The 14436-nt window shown below is 71.1% G+C and carries 13 protein-coding genes; 5 read left to right on the forward strand and 8 right to left on the reverse strand.

Annotated elements, in window-relative coordinates; translation table 11 throughout:
- Positions 1–39: 39 nt before the first annotated feature.
- From ASC56_RS11360 to ASC56_RS11380, 5 genes are all read right to left on the reverse strand, one after another.
- Positions 40–864, reverse strand: a complete 825-nt coding sequence (locus ASC56_RS11360) for a 1-acyl-sn-glycerol-3-phosphate acyltransferase (RefSeq protein WP_055491495.1) — start codon at positions 862–864, stop codon at positions 40–42.
- A gap of 245 nt (positions 865–1109) precedes the next feature.
- Positions 1110–1880, reverse strand: coding sequence for a GNAT family N-acetyltransferase (locus ASC56_RS11365; protein ID WP_055491191.1), 771 nt, complete (start codon positions 1878–1880; stop codon positions 1110–1112).
- 343 nt (positions 1881–2223) lie between these two features.
- A complete protein-coding gene (locus tag ASC56_RS11370) occupies positions 2224–2973 on the reverse strand; it encodes a succinate dehydrogenase/fumarate reductase iron-sulfur subunit (RefSeq protein WP_055491192.1) in 750 nt (249 codons plus the stop codon).
- Positions 2970–4928, reverse strand: coding sequence for a fumarate reductase/succinate dehydrogenase flavoprotein subunit (locus ASC56_RS11375; RefSeq protein WP_055491193.1), 1959 nt, complete (start codon positions 4926–4928; stop codon positions 2970–2972). The genes ASC56_RS11370 and ASC56_RS11375 overlap by 4 nt, the downstream gene beginning before the upstream one ends.
- A gap of 1 nt (position 4929) precedes the next feature.
- The gene (locus ASC56_RS11380; protein WP_055491194.1) at positions 4930–5601 is read right to left on the reverse strand and encodes a succinate dehydrogenase; all 672 of its coding nucleotides are present in this window, start codon (positions 5599–5601) and stop codon (positions 4930–4932) included.
- A 120-nt stretch (positions 5602–5721) separates the two neighbouring features.
- On the opposite strand from ASC56_RS11380, the gene ASC56_RS11385 reads away from it, so the two are divergent.
- Positions 5722–6606 carry a LysR family transcriptional regulator gene (locus tag ASC56_RS11385; protein ID WP_055491195.1) on the forward strand — a complete coding sequence of 295 codons (885 nt, stop codon included), beginning with the start codon at positions 5722–5724 and terminating at the stop codon, positions 6604–6606.
- A 154-nt stretch (positions 6607–6760) separates the two neighbouring features.
- Here ASC56_RS11385 and ASC56_RS11390 read toward each other — a convergent pair whose 3' ends face one another.
- From ASC56_RS11390 to ASC56_RS11400, 3 genes are all read right to left on the reverse strand, one after another.
- Positions 6761–8908 (reverse strand): bifunctional diguanylate cyclase/phosphodiesterase, encoded by a 2148-nt coding sequence (locus ASC56_RS11390; protein WP_055491196.1) that lies wholly within the window; start codon positions 8906–8908, stop codon positions 6761–6763.
- On the reverse strand, positions 8905–9717 hold the full coding sequence (locus tag ASC56_RS11395) for an SAM-dependent methyltransferase (RefSeq protein WP_055491197.1): 813 nt from the start codon (positions 9715–9717) through the stop codon (positions 8905–8907). The genes ASC56_RS11390 and ASC56_RS11395 overlap by 4 nt, the downstream gene beginning before the upstream one ends.
- A 416-nt stretch (positions 9718–10133) precedes the next feature.
- The gene (locus ASC56_RS11400; protein ID WP_055491198.1) at positions 10134–11087 is read right to left on the reverse strand and encodes an SCO0930 family lipoprotein; all 954 of its coding nucleotides are present in this window, start codon (positions 11085–11087) and stop codon (positions 10134–10136) included.
- A 293-nt stretch (positions 11088–11380) separates the two neighbouring features.
- On the opposite strand from ASC56_RS11400, the gene ASC56_RS37845 reads away from it, so the two are divergent.
- The 4 genes from ASC56_RS37845 to ASC56_RS11415 all read left to right on the forward strand — a co-directional run bounded on the left by ASC56_RS37845 (position 11381) and on the right by ASC56_RS11415 (position 14384).
- Positions 11381–11956 carry a hypothetical protein gene (locus ASC56_RS37845; RefSeq protein ID WP_159039634.1) on the forward strand — a complete coding sequence of 192 codons (576 nt, stop codon included), beginning with the start codon at positions 11381–11383 and terminating at the stop codon, positions 11954–11956.
- Positions 11957–11972: 16 nt separating this feature from the next.
- Positions 11973–12737, forward strand: coding sequence for a DUF4239 domain-containing protein (locus ASC56_RS11405; RefSeq protein WP_079102445.1), 765 nt, complete (start codon positions 11973–11975; stop codon positions 12735–12737).
- Positions 12738–12932: 195 nt separating this feature from the next.
- Positions 12933–13616, forward strand: coding sequence for a hypothetical protein (locus ASC56_RS40565; protein WP_055491200.1), 684 nt, complete (start codon positions 12933–12935; stop codon positions 13614–13616).
- Between the two features lie 117 nt (positions 13617–13733).
- The gene (locus tag ASC56_RS11415) at positions 13734–14384 is read left to right on the forward strand and encodes a class F sortase (protein WP_055491201.1); all 651 of its coding nucleotides are present in this window, start codon (positions 13734–13736) and stop codon (positions 14382–14384) included.
- The last annotated feature ends 52 nt before the right edge of the window (positions 14385–14436 follow it).

Genomic DNA, 14436 nt, shown 5'->3' on the forward strand with positions numbered 1-14436 from the left:
GGGACCGCGCGGGACCGGACCCCACACGGGTCACGGTCGTCAGCGGTGGGCCGGCAGATCCGCGTGTGGGCCGCTCGGGAGACCGACGGCACGCTCGGCGGCCAGGGCGAGGCCGCGTCGGTCGGTACAGGAGTGCGGTGCGAGCACCGGCATGACGCGGACCTCAGCGACGAGCCGACGCGCCGACACGACCCGCCTCAGTGACGTCAGCAGGGAGTCGCTCCCCACGAACGCGGGCGCGGTGCTGGCGGGTCCCCCGTCGAGCCGGTAGTGGAGGCGTACGGGCTGCACGGACACGCCCGCGTCCAGCGCCGCCTGGAAGACGGCCCTGCGGAAGTACCCCTGCGCCCGGCCGCACCAGGTGCTCCCCTCGGGGAAGACCACGACGGCCGAGCCCGCGCGCAGTCCCTCCGCTATCCGGGCGACCGTGTCCGGGAGCGCGCGCAGCCGGTCGCGGTCGATGAACAGGGCACCGCTGCGCGCGGTCAGCGCGCCGGCCACCGGCCACTGCCGGATCTCGGTCTTCGCCAGCATCCGCCCGGGTCGTACGGCGGCGAGCAGCGGGATGTCGAGCCACGAGATGTGGTTGGCGACCATCAGCAGACCGCCGTCCGGCGGGGCGGCCCCGGTGATCCGTACCCGGACGCCCGCCGCGCGCACGACCGTCCGGGACCAGGCCCTGATGATCCGCTCCCGCGGTGGGACGGGAAGCCGGCCCACGACCGGGAGGAGAACGAGTCCGGCGACCGTCACGGTCAGTACGGCCAGGATCCGGAGCACGGCGCGCGGTACGGCGGTCGCCGAGGCCGTGGCGTCCACACAGGCCCGCGCCGAGCAGGGTGCGCTGGGCAGCCAGGCGCTCACGGGGGCGACGGGCTCGGGCCGCGCGCCGGGGCGTCGCGGCTCGGGCAGCGTGGCGGTGGCCGGGAGCACCGCCGTGCCCGCGCCCTGTCTCGCGAGCACCGCTCTGCCGCGGCGCGGGCGCAGGGTCACGCCGAGACGGGACGCGCGGGTCACCACCGTCCGGGACGCATGGGTCACGGCCGTCCGCGACGCGTTCGTCACAGCCGTCCGCGACGCCTTCCTCACAACCGTCCGGGGCGCGTTCATCACGCGGGGACTAGCGAGAGGAAGTGCCGCAGATAGCGCGGGTTGACCCGGCGCATCGACAGCAGCACGTACAGATCGGCGACGCCGAAGTCCGGGTCGTGCGCGGGCTCACCGCAGACCCAGGCGCCCAGCCGGAGGTAGCCGCGCAGCAGCGGGGGCAGCTCGGTGTGCCCGGTCGGGGCCGCGGTCTCGGGGCGCCAGGGCAGCAGCGGTCGTACGCGGTACTCCTCGGGTGCCAGGTGCTTGGACCGCACCCGCTCCCAGGTGCCGGCGGCGAGCGTGCCGCCGTCGGCGAGCGGGAGGGAGCAGCAGCCGGCCAGCCACTCGTGGCCGCCCTCGACCATGTAGCGGGCTATGCCCGCCCAGATCAGACCGATGACGGTGCCGTCGCGGTGGTCGGGGTGGACGCAGGAACGGCCGACCTCGACCAGCCCGGAGCGGATCCCGGCGAGCGGGCCGAGGTCGAACTCGCCCTCCGAGTACAGTCGGCCGGCGACCGCGGCCCGCTCGGGCGGCAGCAGCCGGTAGGTGCCCACGACCTGACCGGTCACCGTGTCGCGGACGAGCAGGTGGTCGCAGTACGCGTCGAAGGGGTCGATGTCGAGGCCCGGCTGCGGGGTGGACAGGAGCGCGCCCATCTCCCCCGCGAAGACGTCGTGGCGCAGCCGCTGGGCGGCCCGGACATCGGCTTCGTCACGGGCGAGGGTGACGGTGTAGCGGGTCGGTGCCACGGGCGGTGGGGGGCTTGCGAGGGCGGAAACGCCGGTCATGGCTCTCTCCTGGTCACGGGCCGGTTCGGCGGTGCGGCGGCGGACCGTGTCGGTCGGTCCGCGCGCTCCTGTTCTTCCGATGCCGGTTGGCGTGCGCGTGACCGCAGCCAGGAGTCGGGATGTGGGAATGTTGAATGCCAGGGGTGGCGGTTGCTTCGGGGGCCGGTCGTGCCGGGCGAAGGCACGCCGGGCCGTGCCCCGTGGCGGCCGGACGCCCCCTGCCCCCGTACTGGTGACGGGACCGGGGTTGAGCACCACGCCCGGTCCCGCCCGTCCGCACCCTGCCGGCGAACGCCTACGGCCGGCGCCGCCCCCCTCCGGGCGGCGCCGGCCCTCCCGTGCCCTAGCGGCGCCCCGCCTTGCGGGTCGCGCGCAGCCACTCCTTGTTCATGTTGGTGATGGAGACCAGCGGAATGCCCTTCGGGCAGGCGGTGGCGCACTCTCCGGTGAGCGTGCAGCCGCCGAAGCCCTCCTCGTCCATCTGCGCCACCATGTCGAGCACCCGGGTCTCGCGCTCGGGCGCGCCCTGCGGCAGGACGTTGAGGTGGTTGACCTTCGCCGAGGTGAACAGCATCGCCGCGCCGTTCGGGCAGGCCGCCACGCAGGCCCCGCAGCCTATGCACTCGGCGTGCTCGAACGCGAAGTCGGCGTCCGCCTTCGGTACGGGCGTGGCGTGGGCCTCGGGCGCGGATCCGGTCGGGGCCGTGATGTAGCCACCGGCCTGGATGATCCGGTCGAAGGCCGAGCGGTCGACGACCAGGTCCTTGATCACCGGGAAGGCCGAGGCCCGCCACGGCTCGACGTCGATCGTGTCGCCGTCCTGGAAGGACCGCATGTGCAGCTGGCAGGTGGTGGTGCGCTCGGGGCCGTGCGCGTCGCCGTTGATGACGAGCGAGCACGCGCCGCAGATGCCCTCGCGGCAGTCGTGGTCGAAGGCGACCGGCTCCTCCCCCTTGAGGATGAGCTCCTCGTTGAGGGTGTCCAGCAGCTCCAGGAAGGACATGTCGGGCGAGATGCCGTCCACCTCGTACGTGGACATGGCGCCTTCGGCGTCGGCGTTCTTCTGCCGCCAGACGCGCAGGGTGAGCTTCATGCGTAGCTCCGCTGAGTGGGGTGGACGTACTCGAAGACCAGGTCTTCCTTGTGCAGGACGGGGGCCTCACCGGTGCCGGTGAACTCCCAGGCGGCCGCGTACGCGAAGGCGTCGTCCCTGCGGGCCGCCTCGCCGTCGGGCGTCTGGGACTCCTCGCGGAAGTGGCCGCCGCAGGACTCGGCGCGGTGCAGGGCGTCCAGGCACATCAGCTCGGCGAGCTCCAGGTAGTCGACGATGCGGTTGGCCTTCTCCAACGACTGGTTGAACTCCTGGCCGGTGCCGGGCACCTTGATGCGCCTCCAGAACTCCTCGCGGATCTGCGGGATGCGCTCCAGGGCCTTGCGCAGGCCCGCCTCCGTACGGGCCATGCCGCAGAACTCCCACATGAGTTCGCCGACCTCGCGGTGGAAGGAGTCCGGCGTACGGTCGCCGTCCACGGACAGCAGCAGGTTCAGCCGGTCCTCCGTCTCGGCCAGCACCTCCCGGACGGCGGGATGTTCGGTGGTCACCTGCTGCTGGTGCGGGTTGCGCGCGAGGTAGTCGTTGATCGTCGACGGGAGGACGAAATAGCCGTCGGCGAGGCCCTGCATCAGCGCGGAGGCGCCGAGGCGGTTCGCGCCGTGGTCGGAGAAGTTCGCCTCGCCGACCGCGAACAGACCCGGGATCGTGGTCTGCAGGTCGTAGTCGACCCACAGGCCGCCCATCGTGTAGTGCACGGCCGGGTAGATCCGCATCGGCACCTCGTACGGATTCTCCGCGGTGATCCGCTCGTACATGTCGAAGAGGTTGCCGTACTTCTCCTCGACCTTCTTCCGGCCCATGCGCTTGATCGCGTCCGCGAAGTCGAGATACACGCCCTGCCCGCCGGGTCCGACGCCGCGGCCCTCGTCGCAGACGTTCTTGGCGGCGCGGGAGGCGATGTCGCGGGGCACGAGGTTGCCGAACGACGGGTAGATGCGCTCCAGGTAGTAGTCGCGCTCGTCCTCGGGGATCTCGTTCGGCGGACGGTTGTCGCCCTTGGCCTTCGGCACCCAGATCCGGCCGTCGTTGCGCAGCGACTCGCTCATCAGGGTGAGCTTGGACTGGTGGTCGCCGGTGCGCGGGATGCAGGTGGGGTGGATCTGGGTGAAGCAGGGGTTGGCGAAGTACGCGCCGCGCCGGTGCGCCCGCCAGATCGCGGTGGCGTTGGAGTTCATGGCGTTCGTCGACAGATAGAAGACGTTGCCGTAACCGCCGCTGGCGAGGACGACGGCGTCCGCGAAGTACGTGTCGATCCGGCCGGTGACCAGGTCGCGGGCGACGATGCCGCGGGCCCGGCCGTCGATGACGATCACGTCGAGCATCTCGGTGCGCGGGTGCATCTCCACGTTGCCCGCGGCGATCTGCCGTGAGAGCGCCTGGTAGGCGCCGAGGAGGAGCTGCTGGCCCGTCTGGCCGCGGGCGTAGAAGGTGCGGGAGACCTGGACGCCGCCGAAGGAGCGGGTGTCGAGCAGGCCGCCGTACTCGCGGGCGAAGGGCACGCCCTGTGCCACGCACTGGTCGATGATCTCGACGGAGATCTGGGCGAGGCGGTGGACGTTGGACTCGCGGGCCCGGAAGTCACCGCCCTTGACGGTGTCGTAGAAGAGGCGGTGGATCGAGTCGCCGTCGTTGCGGTAGTTCTTCGCGGCGTTGATGCCGCCCTGCGCGGCGATCGAGTGGGCGCGACGCGGGGAGTCCTGGTAGCAGAACTGGACGACGTGGTAGCCCTGTTCGGCGAGCGTGGCACCCGCGGAGCCGCCGGCGAGTCCGGTGCCGACGACGATCACCGTGTGCTTGCGCCGGTTGGCCGGGTTGACCAGCTTGGCCTCGAAGCGGCGCTTGTCCCAGCGCTCGTTGATCGGGCCGGACGGGGCCTTGGTGTCGAGGACCGGCTCGCCGGTCGTGTAGTCCGTGTACTCAGAGGTAGCAGTCATCTCAGCTCACCACTCCGGTCATGACACCCACGGGCACGGCGATGAATCCGGCCGTGAGCAGCAGCGCGAGGACATTGGCAATGGTCTTCAGGGCGCGGTCGCGGGTGCGGCTGCCGACGCCGAGGGTCTGGGCGGCGCTCCAGAAGCCGTGCCGGACGTGCAGGCCGAGGGCGAGCATCGCGACGATGTAGATGACGTTGCCGTACCAGGTGGAGAAGGTGTCGATGACGTTCTGGTACGGGTGGCCCTCCTGGAAGCCTCCGGAGTGCACGGTGCCGGTGGTCAGGTCGAGGATGTGCCAGACGATGAACAGGCCGAGGATGATCCCGCCCCAGCGCATGGTGCGGGTGGCGTAGCTCGCCCGGGGCTTCTTGTGCACGTACTTGCTGGGGCGCGCCTTGATGTCGCGGCGGCTGAGCTGGTACGCGGACACGGCGTGGGCGACGACGGCGACGACCAGCACGACGCGGATCAGCCAGAGCGTCCACTCGTAGTGCATGAAGGGTTCGCCGACGGTGCGCAGCCAGTGGGCGTAGTGGTTGAACTCGCCCGCCCCGAAGTAGATCTTGAGGTTCCCGATCATGTGGGCGACCAGGTAGAGCAGCATGATCAGGCCGCTGACCGCCATCACTGTCTTCTTGCCGACGGTGCTGTCCCACGCGGTGCGCGCCATGGACGGCCGTCGGTCCGTCCGCGTTGCCAGAGCCATGTCTCAGAACGCTAGGGCGGAAGGTCCCCATCGGTCCAAGACATGGTCCGGCTCGTTTCGATAGACAGACCCTATGGTGGTGGTATGCAGTTCCAGCAGCTCCAGTACTTCGTGGCGGTGGCCGAGACCCGGCACTTCACCCGGGCCGCCGATCTGGTCCATGTCGCCCAGCCGTCGCTGTCGCAGCAGATCAAGGCGCTGGAGCGGGAGCTCGGGGCGGATCTGTTCCTGCGGGCGCGCGGCAACATCACGCTGACGGACGCGGGCGAGGCGCTGCTGCCGCTGGCCCGCCGCATCCTCGCCGACGCGGACACGGCCCGGCACGAGGTGCAGGAGCTGGTACAGCTGCGCAGCGGCCGGGTGCGGCTCGGGGCGACGCCGAGCCTGTGCACGGGTCTGCTGCCGGACGTGCTGCGCGCCTTCCACGACCGCTATCCCGGGATCCGGTTGCTGATCGAGGAGGGGGGCTCGCACGATCTCGTACGGGAACTGGCGCGCGGTGCCCTCGACCTCGCCCTGGTCGTCCTCCCCCTGCCCACCCCGTCCCCCGCGCTGACCACGGTCGAGCTGCTGCGCGAAGACCTGGTGGTGGTGTCCTCGCCCGACGCGCCGAGACCCGGCGGGGGCCGTCGCACGGTCCGTGTCGCGGATCTGGAGGGCGAACGTCTTGTGATGTTCCGCCACGGCTACGACCTGCGGGAACTGACCGTGGCGGCGTGCCGCGCCGAGGGCTTCGAGCCGGACTTCGCGGTGGAGGGCGGCGAGATGGACGCGGTCCTTGGTTTCGTACGGGCGGGGCTGGGCGTCGCCGTCGTCCCGCGCATGGTCGCGACCCGGTCCGGACGCGGCCTGCGGGTGACCCCGCTGGCCCGGCCCGGGCTGCATCGCACGATCGCGCTGGCCCACCGCAGCGATGTGGCGCCGCCGCGGGCGGCGCGGGAACTGCAGCGGATGCTGCTGGAGCGGTGAGCGGACGGGGCACTCGTCGGGGACGCCCGCAGCCGCCGCACCCTCAGGGCTGGATGACGAGACGTTCGATCGGACCGTCCCGGCGGGGGAACCGGTGACGCAGGTCGACGCTGCCGCCCGGGAAGTCGCGCGCGCGGCAGGGTGCCGGGTGGGGTCAGCCCGTAGCGTCCACCAGGGCCAGTTCGTGCAGCCGCTCCGGCGGGCCCGGGCGGGCGTAGTACCAGCCCTGGGCCGTGTCGCAGCCCATCATCCGCAACTGCTCCGCCTGGGCGCTGGTCTCCACGCCCTCGACCGTGACCGCCAGGTCCAGGCTGTGGGCGAGGGATACGATCCCTTCGACGATCTTGAGATCGACGGGGTCCGCCGGATACTGCTGCATGCTCTGGGTGAAGGAGCGGTCCAGCTTGAGGATCCGCACGGGCAGGCGCCGCAGGTTGGCGAGGTTGGAGTAGCCCGTGCCGAAGTCGTCGAGGGCGATGTCCACCCCCATCTCGGCCAGCCGGCGCAACGGCTTGAGCAGGTCGTCGTCCGCGCCGATGAGCGCGGACTCGGTGACCTCCAGGCAGAGCGCATCCGGTTCGAGTCCGGCCTGCTCCAGGATGTCGACGGTGTCGGAGACCAGCCCGGGATGGGTGAGCTGGCACGGTGACAGGTTGACGTTGATGCGCAGCGGGCCCGTCCGCTCGTGCCTCTCCTGCCACGCACGGGCCTGCCGTACCGCCTCCCCCAGCACCCAGCGGCCCAGCGGCACGATCAGTCCGGTGCGTTCGGCGAGCGGGATGAAACGGTCGGGGCCGAGCACACCGTGCTGCGGATGCAGCCAGCGCACCAGGGCCTCGGCGCCGTGCACCGTGCCGTCACCGAGGTGCACCAGTGGCTGGTACTCGATGAAGAACTCCCCCCGGTCCAGGGCCGTGGGCAGTGCCGTGGTCAGCCCGTGCCGGGTGATGGCGCGGGCGTCGGCCTCGGGGTCCGCGAGCTCGAAACGGTTGCCTCCCGCGGACTTGGCCCGGTACATGGTGATGTCGGCGCTGCGCAGCACCTCCGCCGGGCCGCGCTCCCCCACCGGCCCCTCGACGATGCCGATGCTGCCGCGCACGGTCAGCTCGCGCCCGTCGATGCTGATCGGCGTGACCAGCGCGTTCATGATGCGTCCGGCGAGCTCGTCGACCCCGCGTTCGGTGTCGGGCCCGGTGGTCAGCGCCACGAACTCGTCCCCGCCCAGGCGCGCGACCATCTCGCCGGGCGCGGTCGCGCAGCTCTGCAAACGGTCGGCGACCTCGACGAGCAGCCGGTCCCCAGCCGCGTGCCCGAGGCTGTCGTTGATGGTCTTGAAGCCGTCGAGGTCGAGATAGCACAGACCGAACCGCTGGCCCTCGCCCGCCGCCAGTGCCTTCTCCAGGCGCTCGAAGAAGAGGGTGCGGTTGGGCAGTCCGGTCAGCGCGTCGTGCGTGGCCTCGTAACGCAGCCGGAGGTTGAGCAGGCGCCGCTCGGTGGTGTCCTCCATCAGCGCGAGCTGGTACTGGGGACGCCCGTCCGCGTCCCGCAGCAGCGACACGGTGAGGTTGGTCCACAGGACCGTTCCGTCGGGCCGGCAGAAGGCCTTCTCCACGTGGTAGTGGTCGCGCTCGCCGCGGACGAGTTCGTCGTACAGGCGCCAGACCTGCGGCGCGTCGTCGGGATGGGTCCACGCGGCGACGTTGCGGCCGCGCACCAGGTTCTCCGAGCCGCCGAACATCCGCAGCAGCGCGCCGTTGACCTGGAGGACGTTGCCGTCGAGGTCCGCGATGCCGATGCCTATGGCCGCGCCCTCGAAGACCGCGCGGAAGCGGGCCTCGCTGGAGTGCAGGGCCTGCGCCACCGCACTCTGGGCGGTGAGGGCGGCCTGGGAGATGGCCTCCTGCTCGGCGAGCGTGCGTTCCCGCAGTTCTCCGGCGTACCCGGCGGCCATGGCGTGCTGCAGCCGCGATGAGCGGGTGCGCAGCGCCTCCTGCGCGTCGGCGGAGGCCTCCGGGTCGCCGCAGTAGAGCACCAGGTAGGCGTCGACACAGTCGAGCGTACGGCTGAGGGCCTCCGGGTCGGTGCAGTGCGCCTCGACGAGCGCGGCGCCGATCCCCCTGGCCACCCCCGCGTCGAACGTCCTGGACCGCAGCGCGTCACTCAGCCGCCGGGCCAGCGGCAGCAGTCGTTCCTCCAACTCCGGCCGGGTCAGCCACGTGGAAGTCACCGGGAAGACCGCCCGGCTCCAGATCGTGGCGAACCTGCGCAGTCTGTCCTCCGGTCCCCCCGGCTCCGCGGTCACGCCGAGCGCCCCACGCCGGCGAACCCCGAGAAGGAATACGGATCCTCGTCCTCGGGTGCCGTGTCGGGCCGCCACTTCGGCATCGGCACCAGTCCGGGTTCCACCATGTCGTACCCCTCGAAGAACCGCGCGATCTCGTCGCGCGAGCGCATGATCAGCGGATTGCGGATGTCCTTGTACACGTCGACCGCGCCCTCGGACCGCTCCTGGGGGAGCGGGATTCCCTCGTACGAGGCGTGCGTGAGGACGAGCAGGCTGCCCGGCGCGAGCGCGCCGCGCAGCTCGGCCACCGCACCGTACGGGTCGTCCGTGTCCTCCACGAAGTGCAGTATGGCAACGAGGAGGAGCGCGACCGGCCGGTTCAGGTCGATCAGCCGCTCGATCTGAGGGCTCGCCAGGATGTCCTGGGGCTTGCGGAGATCCGCCGCGACGACGTCCGCGTGGTCGTTGCCCTCAAGGACGGCCTTGCTGTGCGCGACCGCCACCGGGTCGTGGTCGACGTACACCACACGCGCGCCCGAATGCGCCTGTCGAGCCACTTCGTGGACGTTGCCGAAGGTCGGGATGCCGGAGCCGACGTCGAGGAACTGGGTGATGCCCTCCTCGACGGCGAAACGCACCGCGCGGCGCATGAACGCCCGGTTCGCCTGCATGATCTTGGGAAGCCCCGGCATGAACTCCATCGCCTTGCGCGCCGCTTCCCGGTCGACCTCGAAGTTGTGCGACCCGCCCAGGTAGAAGTCGTACATACGGGACACGCTCGGTACGGAGATGTCGATGCTCCGTGGAGCCCAGGCGGGACGCTCCATGTAGCTCTCCAAGACGTAGGCGGCGGTGTGGGCGATCCGGTGTTCGAGCTGAGGCTACTGATCGTCCGCCAACAGGGCGAGTAAAAACGGAAATTGACCGTCCGTTCCGGTCACTGCCAGCGGCACGTGCCGGGTCGCCGCCGCCGGGGGAGCCTTCGGCCGGTCGGCGACTGCGGGTCGTTCGCGGCTGGTCGCGCGCACGCGGCGGAGCCGCGGCATGCCTCGGGCCCGCGGCCCCCTTCGGGGTGACTTCGCCTCGGCCCACGCCAAAGCGGTCCGCCCTCTCCGTGCGGCGCGGAGAGGGCGGACCTGATCGTGCACCCTTGTGTCCCGTTCGTTCCGGCTTCTGCGTCCACTCCCTTCCGCGCTCCGTGGCCGACTGGACGAGGCGAGCGATCGCCCCTGGGAGGTGATCTCTACTTGGGCGCGCCGACCGGCTTCCCCTCGGGCGAAACGGCGTACCAGGTTCCGCCCACGCCCTGACCGTTGGTGTCTCCGGGGGCCTTGTCGCCGGAGAAGGTGTAGATGGGCCAGCAGTTGACGGTCATCTGCTGGGCGCCGTCCGGGCGGGTGAAGCCCATGAGGCCCTTCTTCTTGACGCCCTTGGTGTTGTCGGGCGAGACCGGCGCGACGACGGGCCACTTCTGCAGGCAGGCGCCGATGCAGGCCGACTTGGGAGTGGGCCAGGCCTGGTCCTTGAGGAAGCGGTAGACCGTCATGCCGTTCTTGTCGACGACGATCGGGCCGAGCTTGGGGTCGTTGCGGACCGAGAGACCGGGCAGCGAGGTGGCGCCGGCCTTCTTCCCGGTGGGCGCCGTCGCGAACCAGGTGCCCTTCACGCCCTGGCCGTTGGTCTCACCGGCCTTGGTGTCCTTGGCGAAGCGGTACATCGGCCAGCCGGCGATGGTCAGCTGCTTGCTGCCGTCGGCGCGCGTGACCTCGCCCAGCAGGGACTTGTCGATACCGGAGGCGACCGAGGCGCCCTCGGCGGGAACCGGCGGCCAGGCCTTCGCGCAGTCGCCGTCACAGGTGGCCTTGGGCGGTTCGGCCGTGTCCTGGTCGAAGCGGTAGAGGGTGAACCCGGCGCCGTCGGTGACGATCTTGCCGAGCTTCGCGTTGTCGGCGACGGCCAGCTGACCCGCCGCCTGCCCACCCGCGGAGGCCGAGGCGCTCGGCGCGGTGGTGGAGTCGGCGCCGTAGCCGTTCCCGGGAGTGGTGGAGATCGAGCCGTAACCGCCCGCGGCAGCGGTGGCGCCAACGTTCTGGCTACCGGTCGACTGCGTGCCGCTCTCCTGACCGCACGCCGTCGTGAGCGCCAGCACGGCCGCAGCTGTCGCCACGAGGGAGGCGCTCCGCCAGGATGTCTTCATCTCAACTCCCGCTGTTAGCTTGGGTGTTGCAGCGTCCTCTGAGCGCCGCTTGTGCCATTGGGTACGCGCGGAGGTGCCCGATGTGTTCAATCGGGCCGCATATTTCTTTCCGGATCCTGTGACGCATCTCGGCCACCCGCCCGGCGGATTCGGCACTCCCTCGCGCAGATGTACCCAACTCACAGCGGTCCGGGCACAGTCGGCCAAACCATCCGAAGGCGGATCTCCCTCCTTCGGGGCAATTCGCCGGAGCCCGCGCGTGCACGGGTGCGGACAAGCTCATGATCTCGGTCGTGCATCGACCCGAACGGACCCGATCCACCCTGGCCACATGGGGTTTGGCCGTGGTGGCGCTGGTATGGATCCTCGTGGGCACCCCCGCCCCGGCGGCGAGGGCCGACGCGTGCGCGTACGCCTCGACCGGCCCGGACGGCACGGCGGCGGTGGCGGTCGCGGGCGGCGACCACTGGCCCATTCCGCCGTGCCCGTCACCGAGCCCGCCCCCGACTCCGGCGCCCACCCCCACGCCCAAGCCGCCGCCCGAGCCGCCGCCCGCCCCCAAGCCGCCGCCCGCACCGCAACCGACACCGAAGCCCGTGCCACCGCCCCCACCACCGCACACTCCGGCACCGCGCCCCCGGCCGGCGCCGAAACCGGTCGTCGCCCCCACCCCCACGCCGATCCCCACGCCGACCCCGACACCCTCGCCCAAGCCGAGCCCGCGCCCCTCGGCGCGTCCGGTGCACTATCCGCCGTACCACCCGGTGTCCCACCCACGGCCACCGCACGACGGCCCCTCACCGCTCACGTTCACCCTGCTCATCGCCGCACCAGCGGTGTTCGCCGTCGCCGCGATGCGTCCGCGCTGATCTCTGGAGGCACCTCTTGTCGGAATGGCTTGTTCTCGCCCTCGCCATGGCGGCCGCCTGCGCCGTCGTGATCGTGGTGACCCTCGTACGGCAGCGGACGGCCGCCGTGGACGACGATCCCTCCGAGACTCCGGACGTGATCGAGTACATGACGATGTGGATCGGCGTGGTGTACGCCATCGTGCTGGGCCTGGCCATCGCCGGTGTCTGGGAGGCCCGCAGCGCCGCCCAGGACCACGTGCGGACCGAGGCGCAGGCGCTGCACGAGATCTCGGAGCGGGTACGCGTCTATCCGGCGGACGTCCGCGACCGCATCCGCGCCGACGTCAACGCCTACGTCGGCCACGTCGTCAGCACCGAGTGGAAGACCATGACCCACCACGGCGAGGTGACCGCCCGCGGCGGAGAGCTGCTCCAGCGGATCCGTCAGGACGTCTCCGACTACCAGCCGAGGACGGACTTCCAGGCACAGTCGTACCAGCCGCTCATCGACCAGGTGAGCGCGGCGGACGCGGCGCGGGCCGCCCGCTCCGACTCGACGGGGTCGACCATGCCGCCGGTGGTGTGGTTCGGGCTGATCGCGGGAGCGGTGGTCACCATCGGCATGGTGTTCGCGCTGCAGATCCGGCGCACGGCCCGCGAGCTGATCCTGGCCGGACTCTTCTCCGCACTGATCGCCTTCCTGCTCTTCCTGATCTGGGACTTCGACGCGCCCTACAGCCGGGGCGTCACGGCCTCCTCGGAGCCGTTCCTGACGCTGTTCCCCTATCTGCGCGGCTGAGGGTCCACGGTCCGGACGTCGGGGGACGGATGCCGCTCACACCCGTCCCCTGTTCGGCCCACGCATGTGCCCCGATCGCGCGACTGCGATCGCGCCCGCATATCCGCCTTCTTTACATTTCGGTCATCGAGGTGCATTTCTAGCGCAGGCGGAAACGGTCCGCAGCAAGGCTCCTCGGGGACCTGGAGGCTCTTCATGCGCGTGCTACGCGTCGTTTCGGTCGCACTGCTGGGCTGCACCGCCCTGGCCTGTACGGCGCCGACGTCCGTCACCGGAGGCGACCACGAGACCAAGCGCACGGCGTTCGACTACGACGTGCGGCCGACCACGATCGGCCCGGGCGAACGGATAACGCTTCCGGTACGCGGCTGCAACGACAACGCGACGGTCTTCTCGGGCGCCTTCGACACGGTGACCATCCCCAAGGGCCACGGCGCGGCCGAGGCCACGATCGCCCGAGACGCCAGACCCGGCACCAACTACGACGTGACGTTCCAGTGCGGCCATGACTTCGGCCACCGCAATCTCGCCATCGCCGCCGCGCGCGAGAACGGGAACGGGAACGGCGGATACGGGAACGGGAACGGCGGGTACGGGAACGGAAACGGGAACGGCGGATACGGCAACAGGAACGGCGGATACGGCAACGGGAACGGAAACGGCGGATACGGGAACGGAAACGGCAACGGCCGCAACGACGGCGAGGAGCGCGACTCCGAGCGGTCCGATTTTGAGCGGCACGGCGTGCACGCCGGTGTCGGCGGCAGCATCGGTGGCTTCGATCCGAAGCAGATCGGTCTCGGAGTGGTGCTGATCGCGGGCACGTTGGGCGCGGCCTGGCACATGTCGCGCCGGCGCACCGCCGACGGCCGGTCCTGACGCGCACCGCACGGTGCTTCGCACCCGGCCCTGCCGGGGCCCGGCGCGAAGCACCGTCACATGAGCGGTGGAGGCTTCACCGGCGCGGCGACGGCCGCGTCAAGAGGGGAAGGGTGCATGTCTGCGTCCGAGCAGGAGCGGCCGAGGAAGCGAGCCCCATGGGGCGCGATAGCGCTGGTTCTGCTGACGGGCCTCGCCCTCGTTCGCAACGGCTCGGGAGAGTTCACGGTGGGTCCTCCGCAGCCCGCGTCGGCGGCGGCCCCCGACACCCGCAGCGGTACGGGTCCCCAGTCCGCCGGCGTTCCCCAGCTGACGTACTCCGTGGTCGACCGTGTCCGCATTCCCGCGCTGGGGGTCGACGCGCCCGTCATGCCGGTCGGCCTGGACATGTCCGGCTGGGTGGACGCGCCGCCGCCCGGCGACCCGAACCTCGCGGGCTGGTTCACCGGTGCGGTCTCGCCCGGCGAACGGGGCACCGCGGTGATCGTGGGACACGTCGACAACAACGTGGGACCGGCCGTCTTCTACGGGCTCGGCTCACTGACGAAGGGGAACCGCGTCGAGGTCCAGCGCCGGGACGGGAAGATCGCCGTCTTCGAGGTGTACGGCAACGAGGTCTTCGACAAGGCCGCCTTTCCCGGCGACCGCGTCTACGGCAACAAGGGGGCCGCGGAACTGCGCCTGATCACCTGTGGGGGAGGGTTCTCGGCGCAGAACGGATACAGCGGGAACGTGGTGGTCTTCGCGCGTATGGTCGCGGTGCGCTGAGCGCGGTGGTACGGCCGGGCCCGAGGGCCGGGCGGCGGATGCGACGGGATTC

It is taken from the genome of Streptomyces sp. TP-A0356, assembly GCF_001417775.1.
Taxonomy (GTDB): Bacteria; Actinomycetota; Actinomycetes; order Streptomycetales; family Streptomycetaceae; genus Streptomyces.

Excerpts from the sequence above, each read along its gene's own strand:
- ASC56_RS11395 (WP_055491197.1), bottom strand. The coding sequence starts at position 9,717 with ATGGAGCGTCCCGCCTGGGCTCCACGGAGCATCGACATCTCCGTACCG.
- ASC56_RS11385 (WP_055491195.1), top strand. The coding sequence starts at position 5,722 with ATGCAGTTCCAGCAGCTCCAGTACTTCGTGGCGGTGGCCGAGACCCGG.
- ASC56_RS40565 (WP_055491200.1), top strand. The coding sequence starts at position 12,933 with ATGCGCGTGCTACGCGTCGTTTCGGTCGCACTGCTGGGCTGCACCGCC.
- ASC56_RS11415 (WP_055491201.1), top strand. The coding sequence starts at position 13,734 with ATGTCTGCGTCCGAGCAGGAGCGGCCGAGGAAGCGAGCCCCATGGGGC.
- ASC56_RS11380 (WP_055491194.1), bottom strand. The coding sequence starts at position 5,601 with ATGGCGCGCACCGCGTGGGACAGCACCGTCGGCAAGAAGACAGTGATG.
- ASC56_RS11400 (WP_055491198.1), bottom strand. The coding sequence starts at position 11,087 with ATGAAGACATCCTGGCGGAGCGCCTCCCTCGTGGCGACAGCTGCGGCC.
- ASC56_RS11365 (WP_055491191.1), bottom strand. The coding sequence starts at position 1,880 with ATGACCGGCGTTTCCGCCCTCGCAAGCCCCCCACCGCCCGTGGCACCG.
- ASC56_RS11375 (WP_055491193.1), bottom strand. The coding sequence starts at position 4,928 with ATGACTGCTACCTCTGAGTACACGGACTACACGACCGGCGAGCCGGTC.
- ASC56_RS11370 (WP_055491192.1), bottom strand. The coding sequence starts at position 2,973 with ATGAAGCTCACCCTGCGCGTCTGGCGGCAGAAGAACGCCGACGCCGAA.